Source organism: Enterococcus sp. AZ063, assembly GCF_051715045.1.
Lineage (GTDB): Bacteria > Bacillota > Bacilli > Lactobacillales > Enterococcaceae > Enterococcus_D > Enterococcus_D casseliflavus.
In genome coordinates this window covers 2004409-2028010 of sequence record NZ_JBIOTA010000001.1, presented here as the reverse complement: position 1 = coordinate 2028010, position 23602 = coordinate 2004409, and the positions used below count along the sequence as shown (strand labels likewise).

The window sequence follows — 23602 nt, the reverse complement described above, 5'->3', positions numbered from 1 at the left end:
TAAAAGCACAGTCAACTAAGACTGTGCTTCTTTTTTGCTTTCTTTTTAGCAATTGTATTATATTGTTTTCTATTTTCACTGCTTTTTGCATATAAAGTTTCTAACTTGGTATATTTTTCTACATCATTTGAAAAAGTAATTTTCTCATTGGATTTAAAATAATTAGACAAATAATAAATGAATGCAAATAGTCTTTCAATTCTATATAATATCCATTGTCGTTGTTCGTTTTTCGCATAGAAAAAGAAGCAGTCTTCGCTTTGAATATAGATTAGGATGTCATCACGAATAAATTCTGTATTATTCTGCACTTTATACATATTAAAATCTCTGAGTTTACTTCTAATAGCAGGTAATTGTTCTTTAGTAGGGATTGCAATAATATCTAAAGTATCTAAAGAATGAGTGTGGGGTAATTGATTCTCATCAATAGCACTAGAAAATTGAATCGGTATTTGAACGTGTTGATATTCTGTGAATTTCATATAAAATTCTTTATTCTCATTGGATAAGCATTGATTAAACAATTGGGAAGCTTGTGGCTTCTGACTGAAATTTTTATGATTATAGATATTTCTTACAGAACTATAAAAAGAAGCAGTCACTTGTTTTTGTTGATTCGTAGCTATTGAAAGATTAGCTGTTCTAAATCCTAGTGCTAACATTTTTTGTAAGGCATTGGCTTGTAAGTCCAAGTGCTTTAAATTGTCTAAATCAAACTTCTTAGAATAATAGAAGTGCTTGGACAACTTTTCCTTAGAAATCCATTTATGCTTCTTTAAAGTGCTTAAACGAGCTTCTAAGCTGATTCTATTGCATTGTAGTAGTTTTTCCAAGGCGGATTCATAAATTCCGTTAGATTCGACAATTAGTTGTAATAATTCATCACTATCAATCGCTCTTTTGTTGACAATATTTTTTTCAAATTCACTCCCTCCAATAATTTTTTGCATATTTTTTTCAATAATTTTCATTCTCAAAAGTATCCATTTTTACATAGTTGGGAAAGGTCGAAATAATCCAATTTTGTGACCCCTACATAGTAAGGAATCTCTTGTTCAAATTTTAGAAATTTTTTTAGGTAGCTGCTGTTTCGAAAAATTCACGGAGGTTTCCATTCAAAATTTGTAAAACTTCATCAAAAATCACCGAGTTTTCAAAAAGTTATCACGAAAGTTATCTAAAAGTTATCATCCATAAAATCGAAAAAGCACTTTATGTAGGGTTGATGCAGGGATAATGTAAGGTATGAAAATTGCTGATGTAAGGATAATGTAGGGGGAGAAAACTTGAGAGAAAAAAGAGAAATTTCTCTTAAGTATCCATCTCGTAATTATCCATTTTCAATTTACTATATATCTAAATTATACCATCCTGAAACTAATGATGGAAATTTGAATGACATAGTTAGAATTGTTGACAAAGAAAATGGTGATATGAAAGAAAGGTATTTGACTTTGGGGACAAGAAAGACGAACAAATAATTCATACCCCTATACACATTATTTGCTCGTCTTAGCTTATTAATAGACTTTACTCATTTATTATTCTAACTTGAATGTTATAGGTAGTTTTTCCACCATGAACATTTGTATAAGTAATTTTAATATGATTTATTGCATTAACCTTCATCCTAGCACCTTCACTCAATTTATAATAACCATTACCGTAAGATACCTCACTAAATCTATAACTAACACCGTTTATGTCAATAGTGGTGCTTCTATTTTGGTTGTTTCCAAAACCTTTGTCTATGGCTTCCTGTTTAACGCCAACGTTATTGTCTGAAATAGCATCTATCAATACATAACCATCTTCTATAATAGGCATACTAACACTACTCAATTTCTTCAAATTAATTGTTCTCATACCTGTATTATCAGGTGTCCAAATATCTGGACCGGCATATACGTTTTGAAACCAAACACCTATATAACCTTTAACTTCAAATGAATTATGAAATTTCCCTACACAGTTACCTTCACTACCATCTAATAAATTAGTATCTTCACCAACTTGTTCAAAACTATCACAGTAAATATTTGCCAAACTTGGCTTAAGAGTATCTTTAAATAATAGGTAACTTATGAAAACAAAAATACCAAATATTACGATTGCTACAACTACAAATAGTCCTTGTGAACTCCCATCTGACATTATTAACCTCCTTTCTCTGTATAAAAAAAATGTGTTGATTATTTTATTCCTATTTATAAAAATTGACCGACATGATGATTTTGGAGTTTGTCTAGCATAACGGCTCTTTACTAGCCAAAAAAAATTTAATAATTTATATTTTGGTTGCTGAGGAGTTGATACTATAAGTTTCAGGTCTACTAGACTCATATTCATGAGCATTTAATATGCCAATAAAATCAAATTGATGTACTTCGTTTGGCTTTAATTTTATTGTTTTTTCTAATTCGGTTGCATAAATTGAATTAATATCAGTTGTATCTATATCTCCGATAAATAAACCTTTACCCTCAGCTGAAAATTTTACTTTATATGATAATTCCTTGTCTGTTAGATTTTTGATTGTCACATTGATATTCTCTGATAGCCTCGGGAAAGTAGGGCTATCAAAATCCAATTTGTTAAAATTGAAATTCAAGTCGCTGATTTCAATGGATATTTCAGAATTTATTATGGGATTGTCAGTTGCCGTATTTATCAAATTATTTTCAGCTTGCTCTAAACCATCCTTGAAAATCCCTGATAAACTAGGACTCATAATGTCCCTAAACAGTAAATAACTCAAGAATACAAAAATACCGAATATTACGATTGCTACAACTACAAATAGTCCTTGTGAGCTTCCATTTGTCATTAAAAATACCTCATTTGTGTTATTTTATCACCTCTTTATTATATCGAATCTGAGTTTTTATTACAAATTTCCAGAGTATAGAAATGCTGTGTATAAGTTGATAAATAAGCAAATAATGCTTTGGTTAAGGGGATATAATAGAAAAGTAAAGGCATGATTCATTTTGTGGACAATCGTTATATTTGATGAGATAATATAGTTACCTTGACGAAAAACCATTTATAATGACCTCTAAATCTTTAAATGTTTTTCAATTGCCCTAACTTTCCCTGAAGTTAGGGTATTTTCGTATATAAAGTAGCTAATTTGAACTAAACTAAGAACAAAAAAGGAGGTATATATATGAATAATAGAATTATCGGCTATATTCGAACGTCAACAAATAGACAAGAACTTGGATTGGAAGTCCAAAAGAAAGCGATAGAAAAGTTTTCACCGTCCATTATTTATGCAGAACAAATATCTGGAAGAAAAGAGAATCGAAGTGAATTTCAAAAAGCTCTAGATAGTTTGGGTGAAGGAGATACGTTACTTGTATATAATCTATCAAGATTGAGCAGGTCATCAAGACAATTAGTTAATTTAATGTCGGAATTGAACGAAAGGGGTGTTTACTTAAAAAGTATTCAGGAAAATGTAGATACTAAAACTGCTCAAGGTAGATTATTTTATACGATGCTTGCAGCAATAGCTGAATTTGAAGCAGAGAACATCAGCATTCGAACAAAAGAAGCACTAGCGAATACAGATAAACGATTGGGCAGACCACCTATTAAAAATAACGTAAAAAAGAGAATTATTAAATTGTATGATAAAAAAGAGCTATCACTAAATGAAATTGCTATGAAATGTAATGTTAGCGTGAAAACAGTTTATAATGTAGCTAAAAATGAGGGTTTATCCAGAAAATAACCCTTGATTAATTTTTCGACTGAAGGTAACATAGAAAAGGGAAGCAAGATTATGACCGGTAATAAATCAAGGTTTTTTACCGATGAACAAATAAAAAAATAACGAACAGGTAAAGGCTGTCTTATCAATGATTTGAAGTTGATAAAGCAGGCTTTTTTTGACGTGGCAAAAACCTTGATTATTTACCTCTTACTACATGAAAAAAAGGTGGATTTTATGGCTTTAAAAGATGGGATAAAAATAATCATTCAAACAAGTAAAAAATAAGGAAGTGTCAGAAATGAATTATTGTAGTCAGTGTGGAGAGAAGTTAGCGAAAGGTTCGAATTTTTGTGAAGAATGTGGCAAGAGCTTGAAAGGCGAACAAATTGGAAGACAGTTTGAGACACAATTAAATATTTTTCGCTTGAATCAAAAAAAAGCTCAGTATTTAGAATCTTTTATTCAAAATAATCTTGTTATTGTCTTTGCTTTTATAGTGATTATTATGTTGATATTATCTATACAACTAATATTAGGATGGCTATTGTTTTTTTTAGCTATCATTTTTAGTTACTGGTATGCCAATAGCAAAAATAGTTCAGAACATTCATGGAACAAGAAAGTGAAAGAAACCGTAAAAACAATTGATAAGGAAGAAATACGAGAGTTTGCCAATGGTCTGATTCAAACCGCTACTAAAAATCTAACGGTTACAAAGGAAAATATAGAACCACTATTAAATAGTAAGAGTGAAGTTTCAGATGATGAAAATGAATATCAGGGCGAATCAGGTGAGACACAAGTGGATAATGAATCAAGTAAGATTTATTATAGCTGGGTCGTCTCGTTAATCGGCATAGTGTGCTATTATACAGGCGTTTTCTTAGCACCAATACTTCAAGGTGAGATTAATGGTTTTGGGTATGGGATAGACACTACCATTACTTTGTATGATTATCTAACGTTTCTTTCTAAGATGGATGGTGGCTATCAGTTTTTATTAATTGTTATTCTGATAATTCCGATGATTTCATTTGTTCTGTTGTTCATCAACCATGTAGTTAGTAAATTTTTCCAAATGTTACTACTCATAGCGAATGGCTTATTTTTGTTTAAAATAATTTCTGAAATAAAAACTTATTCAGTTTCCTCAGAGTATTTGGATATAAGTGGTTCAAATTCTATCGGATTTGGGATTTTATTTGTAGTGATTGGAATCATTCTGATGATAGTAACGCCTACATGGAATGTGATTAAGGAGTATGATAAATGAAATTTTGTAGTAAATGCGGAGAGAAATTAGTAGATAATCAATGCCCGAAATGTAAAGAAAATCCATCAAAAAGATTTTTTAACAGAAAATCTGTGTTAATTAGTTTAGTTGGCATTATTATTATTTGTTGCAGTTTTTGGTTTTATAAAAAACATGTAGAAAGTGAATTTATTGATAATTACAATAATCTATATTCTGATAGCACAAAGTCGGTTCCAAATATGGATTTAGATGAACAAAAAGTAAAGAAAATGGGGAAAAGTCTTTGGGCAGTATCAGGAGATAAGTTAGAGTATAAAAGGCAATTGGCTGAAGTAAGAGAAAAAGTAAATATTCGGGATAAAGTCAATCAACTATTTGATGAAGCTATTCCAGATAATTTCGATTCTACGTATTTGACCATTAAATCAGGTACTCGTGAAGAAACACCTGAAATTAAAGGAGATGATACTTTTTCCAAAGGATTACGTTCAATCGTTAATTATTATAACCGACAATTTGATATGCTTGAAAGTGTGGAAGAAACAATCAATAGTTGGAATATCGCTATGATTGATTTAACGGACATTGACACACTAGAAAACTCTATTCAAAGCATCAATGATACAAAATTAAATGATAAAGCCAATGAATTGGCAAAAGATATCGTGACGATAAAAACGGATTTTGAAGATTACTTTAATGAGCATGTTGGCTGGCATTTTAATCTTTCAGATAATAAATTAGGTGATATCTATCACTTTAATTATCCTGAAAATCAATTAAGTTGGGGTGCTTTTCAAGGAAGTGGTATGACTGGATATATGAATGCAGTAAAGTATGATATGAAAAATAAAGTTTATTATATTGTCACACCCCTTATCAGCATGGATAAGACAGTTTACGATACCACAATCACGCCTATCACCCTAATAGATAAAGATACGATTTCTATTAATAATCAAATAGCCATGTATGACCCTGAACAGGTTGAAGCATATAACGTATTCCAAAATAAGCCAAGTGCGAAAGTAGATGCAATGAAAAAAATAGCATTTGATACATCAGCAATGGAAATAGCTTCTAAAGATGATGCGACAATCTATTTCAGCAAATTTAAAGATTCGATAGGACTTCCAGAGAAAGTTTCTTATGAATTTATTACTGAAGAAAAGGAAATGTATGAATTTAATATACGTATTAATTCTGAAGGCAGTGAAGAAGTTACAAATCGAGCAGGCACAGCAATTGTCTATCAAAATGGTTACATGACTTATAAGAAAGCAGATTAATTTCAAAGAAGGATAGAGGTAATTTGAATCAGTTGTCAATAAAAAAATATGTGAAAAATAAGGTGAAACGAACGTTTGTGACAGCCCACGTAATTATACCTCAAGTTGTTTTAAACAGATTATCAGTTGAATTATATAGTGAATTTGAAAAATTATCCGATAAAGAGCAGGAAGAATTGTTATTTTCCAAGGATTTAGTGCTGGAATTGTGGAATAAGCACATGGATAAAGTTGAAAAAGAATTGTTAGAAGAGATGTGAGTAAAGTCATGTCTCTTCTTTTTTTTCAAAAATCTATCTCAAAAATATTGTCAAAAACCACTTAAAAAATGACCCTTTAAAAAGCCAGTAAAATCAAGGGTTTTCTACTTGTTGACAGAAATACAAGATTATTGTAATATAAACGATTTTTCAATGGATTTTTTGAAAATATACCTCTCAGACTTCACGAAAAAATTTTTATGGGGAATTATCCACTTCATGTTCAATTTAAGGTGTTTTTTAGGTCGAATTTAAGATGGAAAATAAAATAAACGTTGATATATCAATGTTTTTAATGGTTTCGATATATCTAAGAACGGAACAAGAAAATAAGAGCATTCTTTTAATAAAAATACACTAATTATTTTTTGTTGTCCGAAAATGATATCCATTCTTGACTTCAGTTGATAATTGATGATATAGTCCGGACCTAAATTGATTAATAAAATAATTTCGGAGGATAAATTAAATGAATTCAAAAAAATTAACAGCAGAGGAATTGACTGAGAAACAAGAAAAAGTAAAGGCTTGGCTACATATATTGGACAAAATTTATGGGGTAAAAATGAACGTTTTTTCTAAAGCCATTGGTATTCACAATCAAAATCTACATAATTTTCGAAAAGGAAAACGTGGATTGACAGAAGAAAAAACGATATTATTAGAGAAAGTAATCGTTTTAAAATACGGTAGATTACTAATGTTGGAGGACAGAGAGTATGAAAGTATATCTAAGTAATATTCCGAATAAAGAAAAACCCAATCCAATAACCATCCGCAAAATATCTAACACTGTAATGAATACATTAGTAGATATTTCAATGCAGGAATTTGCAGAAGAACTCGCTGTGGACGGTAAAACTGTTGTATTAGCTGAATTAAAAGAGCCTAAGTTGTCTAAGTATACAGAGATTATTGGTCAAGAATTAATAATGCTCGATTTTGATAATAAAGATGAAAATAATTTGTATACATTGGAAGACTTGGAATCTGATTCGTTGATGCAAGAATATGCTTGTTTTATATATAAAACGTTTAGTGATAAAAATTCTAACCTAGATAAATTTCGTGTGGTTTTTCGATTAGATAAAGTGGTTACTTCTAATAAAGAAATTGAACAAATATATCAAGAACTATTTAAATTATATCCTCAAGCAGACAGTAGTGTTGGGCAAACAAGTAGAATGTTCTTTGGAAGTAATAGTGGATATGAAGTGATTGATTGGGATAATCGATTAGATACTGTTGCACTGTTACAGACAGCAAATACAGAAGTGTCTGAGGTTGTAGAAACTATAAGTGGTGATGTAATCGAGGAGTCTTTACCAAATTATGAACTACTGAAAAAAGGCAAGTATGACTTAGTAAAAGAAAAATTAGGGAATAATTTTGCAGGAGATTTTCCTGATGCTATTGTTGCAGGGAATTATTTTAAATCTTTAGATATGCAGGAACTATTAGAATTGCCTGAAGGAAATCCCTTTATGGATATTTTTCATGAAGAGGAAAGTCCTAGTGCGAGTGTTTTCTTAAACAAAGAATATGATACTTATTTATACAAATGCTTTAGTAACACTTCTCCTTTTCAGGGAGATATTATTAGGGTTGTTGGAAAACTATTAGGAATCAAATCATATACGAAAATTGTTGAAATTTTAATCAATATCACTAGTAGCACCATTTCTTGGAGTAGTGAAATAGGTGAAGCAAGGCTTAATGCTTTGGAACTTCAAAAAGCATTAGAAAAAAATACATTAATTTTAAATTTTCCTGAATTGAATACATATCTGAGTAGATATAGAAAAGAAATTAGCATCCTGTTAGATTTAATATTTGATTACACATATATTGATAAACAGACAAGAGAAGTAAAATATATGAATTTTCTTTCGATAAAGTCATATACAAAACTAGTGAAAGATAATTTAGGATATAATATTTCCGAGGGGAAAATGTGGAATATTTTAAATGTTGTCACTGTTACAGAACTAATTCATAAAGTTGAAACTAATAAGATTCCTAAAGATATATTTGATGATTTGATAGATAAACAAAAAAAAGATTCAGAACAAATTAGAACTAGTAATGTTTATGTTCCAACTATAGATATTCAAAATGCCCAAGCGATAGCTAAAAAAATGGTTCAAAATAGAGTAACGATTTCTGGACTAGGTTATGAATTGATTTATAGATTGTTCGGGGAAGAAAAAGCTAAGCGTGACTTTCCACAGGCATACACTCCTTTAGAAGAAAAGGGGTTAATAACCATGAGTAAACAGAATAAGAATTTACCTAAGTCAAGTATTGCATTAGAAAAAGCAGCTGTAAAAATTCTTGTAACAGAATTGGAAACTAAAGGCTACTTTTTTGAATCAGAGCTTATTTCTAAATTAGCTAAGAATAGAAGGATGAAAGTGATGGATACCAAAAAAAGGTATGAGAAAATTAGAGCTGATATTTATAATAAATATGATATTAGTAGAGAACGATTAACCAAGGATTTATACAGAGATTTAAGTGTTGTTGAGAAGTATTCACCGAAAGTAATATTATTTAGAAGAGAATAGGTATTAATGAAACAGGTAGGAATTGATACCTGTTTTTTCTATTTTTTAGTTAAGTATTATCAGACAATTCCTTATTGTCAATAGATTATTTACATAAAAACTAATATGATACATAAAGAAAGTCCCTATAAAATCTAACTTTTATTGACCAAAACGTTTTATAATAATAGATATATATATTCTATTCTATTGTTATAAAACGCGACCCTTAATTTTGCCCCTTTTTTCCTGATAAATTTGAATGTTTTTTCTAAAAATCGTGTAAAAAATTTTATTATACTTATTCTTCAAAACGATGGGGTTAAAAAAAGTCAATAAAATCTAGGGTAATCTACCTATTTTCACACATATCTTTACGCAAAAACCTATTTACATTTGATAATTGTGTGATAAAAACAGCTGTAAAACGTTGATATATTAATATTTATCTTTTGGTGCCAGCAAGATTACATCTTGCTTAATTAATAGAGAGAATTAGGAATAATATTCTCTTGAATTTCATCTAATTTTTTTAATTTTTGAAAAAATAGGTTAATAAAAGTCAATAAAATCAATAGGTTTTTATCAATTCATTATAGGGGTATATATTAGTATATTCTATTTTATACACCTAAAATGAATCTCGATTTTCTCCTAGAAAAAGGGGATGTTTTTAAAGGTCTTTTTCAAAAAAATTCTATTTTTTTCTATAATATTATATACCGCTAAAACGAACTGCAATTTTTCCCTAGAAGAAAGCGACTTTTGAGCGACTTTATTTTCATTTTTTTGAATTTTTACTATTAAGCATTGATAAATCGGTGGTTTACCACCGTATTAAACAGAGAATTATAGGTTCAGTAAAATAGCTAAAATTTGCTGCTTAGAATTTAACATATAACAAAACAGTGATAATTATTCATGGATTGTAATTTAAATATCTTTTGAGAAAATAATCTATAAACATCATCAAAACAAGAATATATCATAAACTATATAATTTATTCCAAACTATAATTCTTATATTAAAATAACTTGTGATTCGTTTTGATTAGCCTGTTTTATTCCCATAGAGTGTTGAAAATTATTTTTGATAAATTATACACAAAAAATTAAAATCGCTTAGAACGCATTCTAGGCAGCGTAGGATTGATTTTAATTATAGAGTAAATACTTCAAAGCCTTTAAATACTAAAATTATTTTTATTCATTGTTAAATTGGAAACTAATAGATTTTAGTTGTGCTAGATTTAGATTTGAGAATTTACATATAACCATTGATAAATAAGTGCTCAATCAGTATTCATGTAAATTGTAAATGCAAAAAACATCTCTCAGATGAAAGATAGTGGTTAATTCCCCACAAAAATTTTTTCATTGCATCTGATAGGTGTTTTTTGAAAAATAGATATAAAAATCGTTGATGTTACAATAATCTTGTATTATTGTCAACAAGTATAAAACTACTGATTTTACTGGCTTTTTTTAAGGTCATTTTTTAAGTGATTCTTGACGATAATTTCGGGATAGAGCGGAACTAATAGAAGTGGTATCTAAAATTATCTTAGAGTTGAATCAGGAGCAGAATTCACATTTGTCTTCTAATTCAAAGGTTGATAAAATTTAAAATGTTGAAGTACTTACGCTTATTTTTAAAACAAATAGCAAATTGAGAGTCTTGGAAATAACTAAAAATTCATGAATTATGTCATTCAGATAAAATCATTCCACTTATTAGGATTTTATCTAAATGACTATTTTTTTCTAATAAATAAAAAAATACTGTCGGTATTAAAATTCATGGAAATATATTGTTGAACGATACTAGCCTATACTTGTGTAATCATTAATCTAATTCTACAAAAATTGACTATACCAATGTTTCAAGAAAATAGAACAATCGTTTATAAGTCGTTTTCCTTTGTTAGTAATTATAGAAAAGTTCGTTATTTGGAGTGCAAATCATACTTTAAATTATTATTTAACATTAATTTTCTCTTAATTTGAAAGCACTTTACTATTTATTTAACTGGATAAAACTTGATTCTTCCGTATGTTTTTTCAATATTGATTAGTAGATATTTTTTATGGTGTACAAGGCTTAGTACATATATTTATATGAAAGATGCTTATTGTTCTTATTTGTTCAAAACTAATCTTTATTTAAATTATTAAAATATTAGTTGCAATGGCATTTGTTTTTATAGGGATTTTGACAGTAGTGCTTTAAACCTTTGATTTTTCTAAGCTTTATTTGTATAAAATAATACGATGGATTTTAACATCATCTTAGACAATGAATTTGAATCATCAATATTTAATTGAGTCTTGGAGACTTTTTAAAACAATAGATATTTAAATAATCAGATGCTTTTAAGTCATAAAACAACAAATTAATACAATCGTTATCCCTTTTTTCGAAATAAAATCGAATGTTCGGATAATCACTCGCCAATATTATATTGTAAACTATTTTTGTAACAATACTATTTAAATTTGGAGGGTATTAGAACAATGAAAAAAAATATATTAGCGACAACTTTTTTATCAACTTTGTTGTTAGTAGGTAGTAACCCGCTTTTATCAAATGCAACAGAATTAAGTAGTGAAAAAGAAGTTCCTGTAGAGATTCAAGAAGGTATAGTAGATATAAGTTTTAATGGGGAAACAACTAGTAGAGTTGATTTCCAATTATCTGAATTTGACTTAAATTCAGACGTTCGAAAACAGACTCAAGTTTTGAAAGCAGTAGCTACCGTAAATAATACAAAATCAGATGACGCGTATGTAAATATTTTTGCCAGGGTTGACCAATATGGAAACGGTATTGATGTTCAACCTTCAAATCCATACCTGCAAGCAGACATGGTACAAAGAATGACCTCTAAGCAAATTGAGAAAGACTTCGATGTTATCCTTGATGCTGATGCTTATGTTTGGAGAGGAAATAGAGATAGCAGTGTGAGAATTATTTTGTCTGCTCAAGAAGTACCCAATCCTTGGTAATATAATTTTAATTGCAATTGAGAAATAGTTAAAAAGTAAATTTATAGACTTTGGTCTATCTTCAATAGAAAAAAGTTTAAGTTTGCAAATTTTTACAAAATGAGTTAGATTGCTATACAGTGAATGAAAACGAATGTAGTTTAATTGGACAGCACATAGAATATTGAAGAAGAAGTAACACTAATCGAATCAATAACAATTTCTGTTTTTGGTTATTGAATTAGTGTTCCTTCTTTTGTTCTTTTCATTTAGATGAAAAAATTAGCCATTAATCTGGTCACTATCTTTGTGAATTCTAGAGTTAAACGAAATTTCTACAACGTCTGATGTTTGATAATAGTATTTCTAATATTAAACACAATTATGAATAGCTAAAAAGATTTGCTGAAAAAATCACATAGTGTAACGTGATAAATAATACATTTAATAAAAATAATAAGATTTATATGATAATGATTATAATGATTCCTTATTTTCAAATGGTTTGTAATATATTGCATTCTTAAATATAACTAATGTGATTTTAACGCTGTGAAATCGTTATGTAAAATCGTGAAATAAGTATACAGATAATTAAACAAAAGCTTAATAATACAGTCTCTTTTAAATAAAGGTTGGTAAAATGAATGGAATATATAATGAATACTTTTAGCAGTCACTATCTAACAAGAAAGCAAAATGAAAAGTTGAAATTATTTACGGTTGTAGTAACAGAAAAATATATTTCATTGAATAAATTAAGTGAAATATTAAACATAACAATGTATCAAACAAAAATATTATTGGTTGAATTAGAAGAGAATGTTGGACAATTGGAGTATGATTTTTCATCATTGTTTTTTCAAGAAAAAAATACTATAGGATTAATCGAAGGATTTAGTCAAGAACTTTTACTGAATGTGTTTGTTAATCTTAAGAAAAAGTTTTTTGATGAATCACCTTTTTTTCGTTTATTGCTCTATTTATTAAAATATCGCAAGACACGTGTGGTAGATATTTCAGAAAAATTAATGTTTAGTAAATCATATAGCTATAAATTGATTAGCCGTTTAAGAGATATTTTTGAATCACAAAGAATTCCAATCACTATAAACAGCGATTTCGAATCAATTTCCTTGGAAGGTAATGAGAAGTATATAAGAACTTATCATTATTTAGTACAAGTGATGGCATATAATGTTTTTGCAGATAGACAAACAAGGGTGAATATCGACTTAGTTGGTGAAAATTATAAAAGTCTACAAACTACTAAAGTGAAACATGAAATTCTTTTATCAATCCTAGAAAATGCCGTTTCTCGTGGGTATTTAGTTCAAGACCTAGATAAAAAATCCCTCGAAATATTTAATATTATGAAAGAATTATATGAAGATATTTCATTAACAAAATTAATTCCAATTAATAATATGGAAGAAAAAGAAAACGAGCTTGCTTTTTTTTATTTTTGCAGACAGCTTTTAATTCCAGAAACTACAAGTAAAAGAGACAAAGTTTTTTTAGGGGAGAAATTTAAATCTATAAAAGGTAACAAAATAGTTGATTTCTCAGTTGCTGTTTTAGAGGCATTGTCGGAGAAGTTTCATATAAAATATGACGTTGAAAATATTATTTTATATGAATGTATTATTAATACTTGGGCTTATCAAAATATTTATTTTGAAAATCTAAATGGCACCACTAGTCAATATAGTAATGATAACAGAATTCATGAAGTTCAAAATATTATTTTAAATACAGTCTTAAATTTCGAATTACAAGTTGGAGATAAAGAACTTTTTGCAAATAAATTATCCCACATCTTATCTTATTTTTTACCTGTTCAAAATAAAGAAACTGTGGTTATTGCCATATCTATGTTACATCATCCTGAATATGTACCTGTTATTCAAAATAAATTGCTTGCAATTTTCAATGAGAAAATCATTAAATTTAGTTCTAATCATAATGAAGCAGATATATTAGTCTCGGATGGTATTCTAAACCATGACAATTCGCAGGATTTTGCTTTTTTTAGGGATATACATAATAAGGACCATTGGGATAATTTAAATTCAGTGGTTCAAGCAAGAATTATATCAAAACTAGGATAATATATTTAGACTAAATACAAACTTAAAAATATGTGCAGGATTAGGAAATAACATCTTTATGGTACAAACTCATATATCTGAAAAAAATCTAAAATTTGAAGAATTCATTGAGTTCAAAAGACATGGAAGAATAACTTTGTTTTTACATTAAATACTGACAACTTACAATTTTCTATTTAAGAGTACGCAAAAAAGATTATAATTCTCTAATATTTAAATATTATAAATAAAAGAAGATAAGTGTCCAATATAAAGGTGGAGTATTATAAATGTGAGATAATTCCCAAAGGAGATTAAAGTGGTTTTAGTTAACATTTGTCATTTAAACTATAGAATATAGATTCTACCAAGTTAGAAGGATGTGAATTACTTAAAAGTATAAATTGGAGATGTGGTTAATGTGAAAAGCATGGGGAATAATTATGTGCAGAGATTAAGAAAATAGCTTCTATTAATCATATTAAAATATTTTTTCATTAAAACAAATTTTATATTTTAAATCTGGGTTACCAAAAGAAAGTTGGGGGAAATTGTTAGTAAGTAGAAACAGATATAGAAAAGTCATGAATAATAGTAGATTTCTCGAGTATCATTTTCAGACAATAAATGACAATACAAGTGAAAATTTACTCAGGGAATGTGACTTGAATAGCTTGAAATATCTAGTTGAAAATAATATTCGTGAAACAGTGAATGAATCTAAGAAAAAATCAGTCTTTATGAAAAAAGTGAAAATAGCTAGGAAAAATAGAGCGGATTTTATTTTATTAGAAAAAACCTGTGAGATAATAGCAAACAATATAGAAAATCGTCCCATTAATTAGATAGTAGTATTGGTAAAGGAGAAACAATATGAATACTATTTTTATGTTTTTACAAAAAAGTAAAATAATATTTCTTAATTGCTGTATACTATTTGTGTTAATAATTTTCGGCAAACAAAGTTTAGCTAATGAAATTAAAGATGAGATAAACATTGAGGCTGATGAAGTTACTTTATCATTGAACGATTTAGACTTTTCAACTAGAACAGTAAAACAAATTGAAACTGTGAAGATAAAATATGATGTAAATTCTTCTTTAGATTATTCATTGGTAATATCTACTGAAGGTAAGGGGCTTACTGCTAGGTTTATAGATACTTTAAGCAATACCTATTCTGGAATCCTTTTACCAACATCAAACCAAGGAGAAGTAAATTTAAATTATGAAGTCGTTTTGAGCATGGATGAATATGAACATTCACCAGAGAATGAAACTGCCATTACATTTACTTTTGTGAAAAAAAATGTAGATAGTTTTGATGATATTTCAGAGTTTGAAAATGACAAAACAAGTAGCTCTCTTGATGAAAACACTTTGAGCAATAATAAAAAGGACGATAACTCAACTAGTTCATCTGGGGAAATTATTGATGAAAAACCAGATGATTCAGATGTTAAGGATATGAGCGAAAGTGAAAATGATGAAAGTAACTTAGATGAAGAAGATAACAATGACAATCAAAATATATCAGACCAAGATAATTCTGGTGAAAATTCATAAGATAGGTTTCTTGAATTTTATCATTATAAAATGAATCAAAAGAAGTAAATGTATTAATGAATAACGCTATGAGAGGTTATTATCCCTTTTTTTTGAGATTGCGAAAATATTAGATAAGATAGCTTAGAGATTTCCTGTATAATTTTAATTGTAATAGATTTCACAATTACAAAAATAGGAGGATATTATTATGAAAAAAACTCTTTTAGCATCAACAGCAATACTTGCTCTATCTGCAATCGGATTTACGAATACAGCTCACGCGACTGAGGAGTCAACAAAGACAGTAGACGTTAAAGAAGGTAATGTAAGTGCAAGTCTTGCATTAACTAATCCAGATGTTACTTCTGTAGATTTCGATTTTGGACAAATTGATTTCGAGTCAGAACAGCCTAACGGAAAACTTAACCCTGAACCATTTTCTGTTACGTATAATATTGAAAATAGAACTTTTGCTAATATTGCAGAGCGTTTCGCAATAGCAGTATCAACTGATGGTGCTGGTTTAGATGCAACCTTTGTGAATGCAGGTGATTCAAATATTTCTGAAACAAATAGCGGAACTAAAAATACAGGTGATGTTACTATTGAAGCTACTCTTGACCCAACATTGTATAATGACGAGCAGAAAGAATTGTATAAGATTACAGTAAGTTTAATTGATTCAACCACAGTAACGCCCTGAGGATTGAAATGATTAATACAACAAAGATATAAGAAAACAGGAGTCATGATGGAAAATAAAAGTAAAATGAGAAAACGCGTTTTTGTTAACGTGTTTTCTCTTATATTCGTTTTAGTAATAGGTAGTTTATTTTACATACAGGAAGTTGTTGCTTCGGAGGATACTGATGCATCAATATTAGTAGATGTTCATCCTAAAGAATATGAGTATAGAGATAGCTATATGCAATTTACTCCTGAACTTAACAACAATTATGAGTTTACAGCGACGATTACCAATATTGGTAATAAAGATTTAGACGTTAATGTATATACATCAGTTGCTATATCGACGATGGCTGGAATAACTTATGTGGAAAATACAGAAAATCTAATGGATAAAGATTATGACTTTAGTAAGTATGTGAAGATAACTAATGATAACGGTGAATTAAAAGATGGTATAGTCCAAGTCAAGGCTAATCAAAGTGAAGATATATCCGTTGTTGTTAACTTAAACAAAGAACTTGATGGAGAAATTCTAGGTGGTTTAAATTTTTCTCAAACACTGAGTGAGCAAAAAAACGAGAATTCTGCAGATATTGTCCATGTTTATGAAAAGGTAGTCTTGTTTCGCCTCAAAATGAATGAGTTAGATTCTGAAAAAGAGCAAGACTATGGTGAATTTGAATTTATCAATTCACAGAATTCTATAGTTTTAAGTTTCTCTGTAATTAATAATAATCCCATAGTGGAATATGCAGAAAGTGGTCCCTACAAAGTCATTAACCCAAAAGGAGATATAATTTCAGAAGGTGAATTTGAAGAAGAAGTACTTACTTTAACTCCTGTTACAAAAACGAAATTAAACATTCCCTTAGTTAGTGATGCGGAATTAATGTCTGGAGAATATCAGTTCAAAATAACTGTTGATGGTGAAGAAAAAATTACTAAATTTAATTACACAAAGGAAGAATTGGAAGAAATATCAAAGCAAGCAGAAGATTCAAATAATGTAGTTGTAAGTCAAGACTCAAACATATGGGTAATTGTTTTATTAACAGCAATCGTTGCTCTTCTTATTATCACCATTATTTTGCTGTATCGCAAACAAAAAAAGTCTGAATAATAAATATTCAGACTTTTTTTTGTCAACTTTTTATTTTATTATGTTTTGTTTAAAATCATAAAAATGAGGATAATCCATAGGTTGTTTATAGTGTTATAGTATTTAAGAAGATAATTTTTATAGATTGGATGATAAAGATATATGGATTGTTGAAATTTAATTGTATAGCTGCTTTTTTTTAGTAGTGGAGTGTATGTGCCTAAGATGACAAATCTAATAATTATTTGAATCTTATATTCCTTACAAGCTTTAAGTTCTTTTTTGATAAGGAAATTACAATAATCGGAGGATTTGAAATGTATTACATTGAAAAAGTCTATAGCTTGTTCATAACAAAGAAGCAAGTAAACAAATTAATCATATTGAAGAAAACACTTATTAATGATGAGGTTTCTGTCAAAAGCTTATGTGAAGAACTGAATAAGAGTACCACACAAATTAAACACCTAGTTTTAGAAATAAATCATGATGCTGATAGATTTATTGAGGAAGATATTTTCTTTTTGAAAGAAAATGATGGCAAATTATACTTTGAATTAGCTTCAGATAATATGAAAAAAATTGAGGTTTTCGGAAAAATAAAAAAAATTTATTTTAAATACTCTCAATATTATCAGTTGATAAATTACTTATTTAAACATCGTAAAACAAAGATTGTAGATATATCAGAAGATTTGATGTTCAGTGTTTCGTATTGTTACAAATTGCTCGAATATATAAAAAGGGTATTTACTACACAAAAGATTCCTATTTTCATAAAGAAGAATGCAGATTGGATACATATTTCAGGGGCTGAAGCATGCATAAGAATGTATCACTATCTGTTTGAATTGATGGCTTGCGATACTTATTTGAACAACAGTTTTATTTCAATTAAAGACCCTGTTTCTGAAAATTATGACGCGATGGATACAACAAGAGCAAATCACCAACTAATGTTTTCTATAATGGAAAATGCAATATCTCAGGGGTATTTTGTGGAGAATGTGGAAAATCATGATTTGGAGCTTTTAAGCTGTATGGAAAATGTAGATGATAGTCTTCCCATTATAGAAAAGTTACCTCTGAAAAATACAGATACAATTAAAAAAGAGCTAGTGTATTACAGTTTCTGGGGATATATATTTATTCCTGAGTTCATTAGTGATGATGAAAAATGTAACAGAGGAAAAAAGTTAAAATCGCTTAATCATATTACCATTGTTGACTTTTCTGAAAAAGTAACTAACAAACTTCGTAATAAATATTTTGTAGACACTAAAACGCTAAATATTATCTTTTATGAGATTGTTATAAATACATGGAGTTACACTCATTTATTTACAGAGAATTTTTTGTCAAGAGAAATTCTAAGCAGTACTCAAAAAAGAATGACGGATATAGAACAAATAGTCTTAGAATCAGCAAATGAAACAGGTATCCTTGATGAAAAAGATATGATTTATATTAAGAAACTAACACAAATTATTGCATCCAATATTTTGTTTCAAGAGGATGATTTAATTTATATAGCAGTGACTGGAATTAATCAGCCAGAATATATCAACGTTGTTAAGAATATTTTGTCTAAAATGTACTCTCATAATTTTATCCAATTCACGACTAATGTTGTAAAAGCTGATATCGTAATATCAGATTGTGCTATAGGAAATACATCAAAAGAAGTAAATGTTGTTTTTATGGATTGTATACAAAAAAAAGAGAATTGGGAGAGATTAAATTTACTAATCCAATCTCTTATCATGGAAAAATGTATATATAAAAATCTAACAATGATTGGAAAGTAAAATCAAGAATAAATATTGAAATAATAGAAACTATATAGGAGATGTTAAATTTGAAAACAAACAAACAAACATTAGAAAAAATCAGAAAAGCTAGAATGGTTAATGTAAGATTTTTTAGTGATAAAGCTGGAAATACTTTAGAACGAGCGTTGATAATAGATGTGGATGAGAAAATAGAAGATGTATTGAATTACTTAGAAGAGTCTATAGACAATATAAATATTATCCACTATACAACAAAGGATATATACAGTATTGTAAATATTTCAGAATTAGAAGACATTCATGATTATGTTAAATTGGAACATTACTGGGGGGATGTGATATCCTACGTTATAGAATACAAAGATTGTTTTGGATTTACGGATGAGCTATGTCTAGTAGCAAACATTGATTGCGATAATAATGACTTGATTACTGCGGTAAATAATCTTAATGAGAGTTTTGAAGTTGTTAATATATATGAATATAGAGATTGCTGGGTTAAAAGACCGTAAGAAATTTTACTTATCAATAGAATATGAATTTATGTAGGCATAATTGCAGTAGCTTTTAATCTGTAAAATTTTTTGATTTAGAAAATTGAATTGGTATAGTTATTATTGTATATATTGGAAGCACTTTGAAAAAATATATAGGAGATATTTTATGGTTTCTATAAATGATAAGCATTTAATTGACTTTATTTTTCAAATCAATTCATGTTTAACATTTGAGGAATTGAACGAATGGGAGTCTAAATTATCGGAATGCTCAGATGAAATGATTGATTCTGCGTTTTCTGATAAAGCAATTGATATTGTTCAATTAAGTGATGAATATGAACAGAACTATATAAAAGAAGGGTTTATCACAGTAGATGAATACCTATCTAAACATTATTCAAGAACTATCACTTTGTTGTTACGTATGCCAAAACTTCAAAATGAACTTATGGATAATAAACATAATAGTAATAATAAAAGATTTCACGTTTATCGAGAAAATGGACATTTAGCAACTTATGCCCAATAAATTTTATATTCTTTATCCAATAAATATGATTTGATTTAATAACAAACGGATATCGAATTTATAATATGCGTTTCTGGAAGAATAAATCTTTTTACAAAAAGATATTGACAGGGGTATTAGGTTAAACTGGAGAAAAACTATATCAATAATACGTTGGTTTGTCTAAAAAAAGTTGTTGATAAACAAATTTAACTGTGTAAGATGGGGACCTATAAAAAAGGAATTCAAATCCGAAGTAATTCTAATTTTTTAACCAATATATTCATTTAAATACTGTTAAATCAATATATTTACTACGAAAGACTTGGATGAGCGTATGAGCTCCAGTCGTAACATTTTAGCGAAAGACCGTTTCGACCAGCCATCGTTCTTGTTTGAGAACCAATTCGCAATGCGTTGGTTCGCTGACTATTCGGAGAAGAAAAAGCTAATCAGGATTTTCCACAATCCTATAAACCACTTGTTGAACAGAAAAAAATAAAGATGAGTAAAACAGACAATAACCTAAGTCAAGCAAGTGAGAAGTTAGAAAAATCAGCAGTTAGTATAATTATGAGAGAGATTGAAGAAAAGGGTTATGTATACGAAAAGGATGTTATTTCTAAGGTAGATAAAGCAAGGAGATTAAAGGTTCGTGATAATACAGAAAGGTTCAAGAAACTAAGAGCTGATATATATAATAAATATGGATTAAACACGTGTAGACTAAATAAAGAACTGTATAATCAGTTAGGAATCAAGGAGAAGTATTCATCTAAGAATGTTATATATAAATTAAGTTAGTATATTAGACAGGTAGTATTTCTATCTGTCTTTTTTGTTAATAACCTATGATAGTAAAGGATTACTTCTATGTATTAAGAATATTATCTCTTTTTATATCACTTCAAAACTGCGTATTGAAAAAGAAAAATACGTATATTTTTCCCTAGAAAATACTGGCATAATTGATAGAAATCAGTATACACATCTATAAGGATATTCCCTCTAGATGTGTATAATGGGAAGGTCAAAAAAAGTCAATAGAATCTAGGGGGATTTACCTGTTTTCACATATATCTTTACGCAAAACTAACTTTACACTTGGTAGTAGTGTGATTGACATAGCTATAAAACGTTGATATACCAGTGTTCGTATTTTTGAGTTCCAGCAATATTGTTCTTTATATTTATTAGTATAACAAGTTAGCGATTTTTAATCATGAATTCAAGTCTGAATATATTTTGAGGAAAGCATCCCTAAACATCATCAAACCAATAATATATCTTTAATGATATATTTTATTGTGTATTAAATATCCATGTGTATAAATAACGACAAAAGTGTTTTGAACAGTCTATCTTCATCCCTGAGTGTCTTGGGAATGATTTTCGATGAATTATACTTAAAAATTTATAATCGCTTAGAACGCAATTTAAGCAGCATAGAATTTATTTTGAATTTTAGCAAAGAAAGTACCATTGATTTTAGTAGTCAATAAGATTTTAGAAGTATTAATCTGTGATTTGACTATCAGAGTTCATTTTTTCAATTTCAACCATTTGTTGTTCATAAAATGGCGAGGTAGCTATTTTAATCTTTTTCTCTGTTGAAATCGTTAAAGATGAAATATAGTGAGGAGTTACTGCCACTTCAGCAGATGTTTCTGATAACGTAATTAATAATGATTGATTGTCGCCAAAAGTAGCATATTCCGAGACAATAGCAACTAAGCCATTTTTGTTCGTTAGTATAGACAAATACTTAGGTGCTTCGATAGTCCATCCAAATTGCATCTGGTGAGTGTTCATTTTGAGTCCCAACTTTCTATTTTTTATCGTTACTACAATACTAACATGAAAAACTCAAATATTATCAAATTACCTGTAAATATAACCAATTAATTGCTCTCTAAATACTTTGAAGTAATAACGACTTTAAATTCTAAATTAGAATTTAAAACGTTAACAGCATCATGAAATTTTTATGTATTAGTGCTTAATAAATAACGTTATATACAATTTAAAAATATTTTAGATGTTAAGTGCTATCCTTAATAATGAAATTTGTAATGGCTAAAATTTTAAAAAGGAGTCGGAAAATGAATAAACAAAATTTAGATTGCCTCAAAGATTTGAAGAAAAAACTATTAGGTAGCAATTATATTACTGGAAAGAATAATTCTATCAAAAATATACTAATGGCAAAGGAAGGAAAATATTATCAGGATAAAGAAGGAAAAGTAATAAAAGGTCATATAGAAAAATATGGAGTAGTTGATAAGGCATTCGAAAAATTAACTGACGGAAAACCTATCGAACATACTGATGTATTGCACTCTTTCTGGCATACATATAAAACAATGATGCAATTAGAAAGACCAGATTTATTTAGACCTTCAGGTTCTTTAAAAAAGGACAATTTTATACCTTTAGAAAAACCAGATAAAAGGAATTTACCTAAAATTGATAATGGATTTCCACCACATGCTTCCGATAAGTATTCAGTTATTCACAAAAAATATATTGAATACTATCAGCATTATTTTCCAGAGTATTTACCCAATGAAGTTCCTAAAAAATACACATGGATAGATTTTCTACTATACAACAATGATAAATTTAGTGAAGTATATGACAAGTATCCTAAACTAAAAGATTTTGCAAAATTAACTCATAGCATCGGAAATATTATTGTTGTTCCTAAAGGGTTTAATACTGGTCGAGGAGCGAATGACTATGGAGATTTTGCATTAAAAAGTTTAAGGACATTTTTGGATTCATTTAATGCTTGGGAAGATTATGTAACCAAGTTTCATTTAGAGTCGTTCTTAAATTTAGATGAAAATCAGAGTGAAAAATACTCTCCGATTTCATTATGGGATGGTCACTTATACGGTAAGGCAGGCTCCCTTCCAAAAAATAAAACTGAAATAGAAGAATTTCTAGAAAATGTAACGAGTTCTATTGAAGAAAGAGAAAAAATTCTATTAAAAAAAGTAAAAGATAAATCTTCAGAAATAGAAAAGCAGTCCATGCCAGATTTTTAAGTATGAATATTTTTTAGATTTTTATAGAAAGTTACATCCAACTAATATCTTCTGAAATATTTAGTAAAATATTGATATGTCAACGATTTATTGGTTTTCCAGTTTAAATCTATAATAAAAAATACCTATCAGACAAAAATAAGCGTAGAATTACCCATAAAAAAAGTTTCGTTGCATCTGAGAGGTGTTTTTTGAAAAATACATTGAAAAATCGTTGATGTTACAGTAAGTTTGTATTTCTGTCAACAAGTATAAAACCCTTGAT

At 28.5% G+C, this 23602-nt stretch carries 22 protein-coding genes and 1 pseudogene; 19 read left to right on the top strand and 4 right to left on the bottom strand.

Annotation, left to right across the window (positions count from 1 at the left end):
* Positions 1–11: 11 nt before the first annotated feature.
* Positions 12–953, bottom strand: a complete 942-nt coding sequence (locus IGK61_RS09370; protein WP_438844976.1) for a hypothetical protein — start codon at positions 951–953, stop codon at positions 12–14.
* A gap of 336 nt (positions 954–1289) precedes the next feature.
* On the opposite strand from IGK61_RS09370, the gene IGK61_RS09365 reads away from it, so the two are divergent.
* Positions 1290–1484, top strand: a complete 195-nt coding sequence (locus IGK61_RS09365; protein ID WP_271773242.1) for a hypothetical protein — start codon at positions 1290–1292, stop codon at positions 1482–1484.
* Positions 1485–1533: 49 nt separating this feature from the next.
* Here the strand turns inward: IGK61_RS09365 and IGK61_RS09360 are convergent, their stop codons facing one another.
* Positions 1534–2157, bottom strand: a complete 624-nt coding sequence (locus tag IGK61_RS09360; protein ID WP_270787940.1) for a hypothetical protein — start codon at positions 2155–2157, stop codon at positions 1534–1536.
* Positions 2158–2290: 133 nt separating this feature from the next.
* Positions 2291–2830, bottom strand: coding sequence for a hypothetical protein (locus tag IGK61_RS09355; RefSeq protein WP_016620825.1), 540 nt, complete (start codon positions 2828–2830; stop codon positions 2291–2293).
* Between the two features lie 342 nt (positions 2831–3172).
* Between IGK61_RS09355 and IGK61_RS09350 the strand changes: the two genes are divergently transcribed.
* The 17 genes and pseudogenes from IGK61_RS09350 (at position 3173) to IGK61_RS09270 (ending at position 21091) form a co-directional block, all read left to right on the top strand.
* Positions 3173–3742 (top strand): recombinase family protein, encoded by a 570-nt coding sequence (locus IGK61_RS09350; protein ID WP_271773245.1) that lies wholly within the window; start codon positions 3173–3175, stop codon positions 3740–3742.
* A gap of 280 nt (positions 3743–4022) precedes the next feature.
* Positions 4023–4997 (top strand): zinc-ribbon domain-containing protein, encoded by a 975-nt coding sequence (locus tag IGK61_RS09345; protein ID WP_271773247.1) that lies wholly within the window; start codon positions 4023–4025, stop codon positions 4995–4997.
* Positions 4994–6268 (top strand): zinc ribbon domain-containing protein, encoded by a 1275-nt coding sequence (locus IGK61_RS09340; RefSeq protein ID WP_438844808.1) that lies wholly within the window; start codon positions 4994–4996, stop codon positions 6266–6268. Before IGK61_RS09345 ends, IGK61_RS09340 begins: the two co-directional genes overlap by 4 nt.
* A gap of 23 nt (positions 6269–6291) precedes the next feature.
* On the top strand, positions 6292–6528 hold the full coding sequence (locus tag IGK61_RS09335; RefSeq protein ID WP_271773251.1) for a hypothetical protein: 237 nt from the start codon (positions 6292–6294) through the stop codon (positions 6526–6528).
* Between the two features lie 469 nt (positions 6529–6997).
* Complete coding sequence (locus tag IGK61_RS09330; protein ID WP_010736902.1) at positions 6998–7267, top strand: hypothetical protein; 270 nt, start codon at positions 6998–7000, stop codon at positions 7265–7267.
* Positions 7248–9095 (top strand): hypothetical protein, encoded by a 1848-nt coding sequence (locus IGK61_RS09325; RefSeq protein WP_438844807.1) that lies wholly within the window; start codon positions 7248–7250, stop codon positions 9093–9095. The genes IGK61_RS09330 and IGK61_RS09325 overlap by 20 nt, the downstream gene beginning before the upstream one ends.
* A 2493-nt stretch (positions 9096–11588) precedes the next feature.
* A complete protein-coding gene (locus IGK61_RS09320) occupies positions 11589–12080 on the top strand; it encodes a hypothetical protein (protein WP_438844806.1) in 492 nt (163 codons plus the stop codon).
* Between the two features lie 626 nt (positions 12081–12706).
* Positions 12707–14170: a helix-turn-helix domain-containing protein gene (locus IGK61_RS09315; RefSeq protein WP_016620816.1), complete on the top strand. Its 1464-nt coding sequence runs from the start codon at positions 12707–12709 to the stop codon at positions 14168–14170.
* A 644-nt stretch (positions 14171–14814) separates the two neighbouring features.
* Positions 14815–14994 (top strand): hypothetical protein, encoded by a 180-nt coding sequence (locus IGK61_RS09310; RefSeq protein WP_229080283.1) that lies wholly within the window; start codon positions 14815–14817, stop codon positions 14992–14994.
* Positions 14995–15022: 28 nt separating this feature from the next.
* Positions 15023–15715, top strand: coding sequence for a hypothetical protein (locus tag IGK61_RS09305; RefSeq protein ID WP_438844805.1), 693 nt, complete (start codon positions 15023–15025; stop codon positions 15713–15715).
* A 190-nt stretch (positions 15716–15905) separates the two neighbouring features.
* On the top strand, positions 15906–16400 hold the full coding sequence (locus tag IGK61_RS09300; protein ID WP_128489884.1) for a hypothetical protein: 495 nt from the start codon (positions 15906–15908) through the stop codon (positions 16398–16400).
* Between the two features lie 48 nt (positions 16401–16448).
* Positions 16449–17507, top strand: coding sequence for a WxL protein peptidoglycan domain-containing protein (locus IGK61_RS09295; RefSeq protein WP_271773261.1), 1059 nt, complete (start codon positions 16449–16451; stop codon positions 17505–17507).
* 296 nt (positions 17508–17803) lie between these two features.
* Positions 17804–19294: a helix-turn-helix domain-containing protein gene (locus IGK61_RS09290; protein WP_438844804.1), complete on the top strand. Its 1491-nt coding sequence runs from the start codon at positions 17804–17806 to the stop codon at positions 19292–19294.
* Positions 19295–19335: 41 nt separating this feature from the next.
* Positions 19336–19791: a hypothetical protein gene (locus IGK61_RS09285; protein WP_271773263.1), complete on the top strand. Its 456-nt coding sequence runs from the start codon at positions 19336–19338 to the stop codon at positions 19789–19791.
* Positions 19792–19942: 151 nt separating this feature from the next.
* A complete protein-coding gene (locus IGK61_RS09280) occupies positions 19943–20308 on the top strand; it encodes a hypothetical protein (protein WP_438844803.1) in 366 nt (121 codons plus the stop codon).
* 298 nt (positions 20309–20606) lie between these two features.
* A pseudogene (locus tag IGK61_RS09275) lies at positions 20607–20789 on the top strand (hypothetical protein); the annotation flags it as partial.
* A 2-nt stretch (positions 20790–20791) separates the two neighbouring features.
* Positions 20792–21091 (top strand): hypothetical protein, encoded by a 300-nt coding sequence (locus IGK61_RS09270; protein ID WP_016620808.1) that lies wholly within the window; start codon positions 20792–20794, stop codon positions 21089–21091.
* Between the two features lie 711 nt (positions 21092–21802).
* On the opposite strand, the gene IGK61_RS09265 is transcribed toward IGK61_RS09270, so the two are convergent.
* Entirely contained in the window at positions 21803–22084 is a 282-nt protein-coding gene (locus IGK61_RS09265) for a hypothetical protein (protein WP_229080291.1), read from the bottom strand.
* 305 nt (positions 22085–22389) lie between these two features.
* On the opposite strand from IGK61_RS09265, the gene IGK61_RS09260 reads away from it, so the two are divergent.
* Positions 22390–23337 carry a hypothetical protein gene (locus IGK61_RS09260; RefSeq protein ID WP_438844802.1) on the top strand — a complete coding sequence of 316 codons (948 nt, stop codon included), beginning with the start codon at positions 22390–22392 and terminating at the stop codon, positions 23335–23337.
* Positions 23338–23602 lie beyond the last annotated feature (265 nt).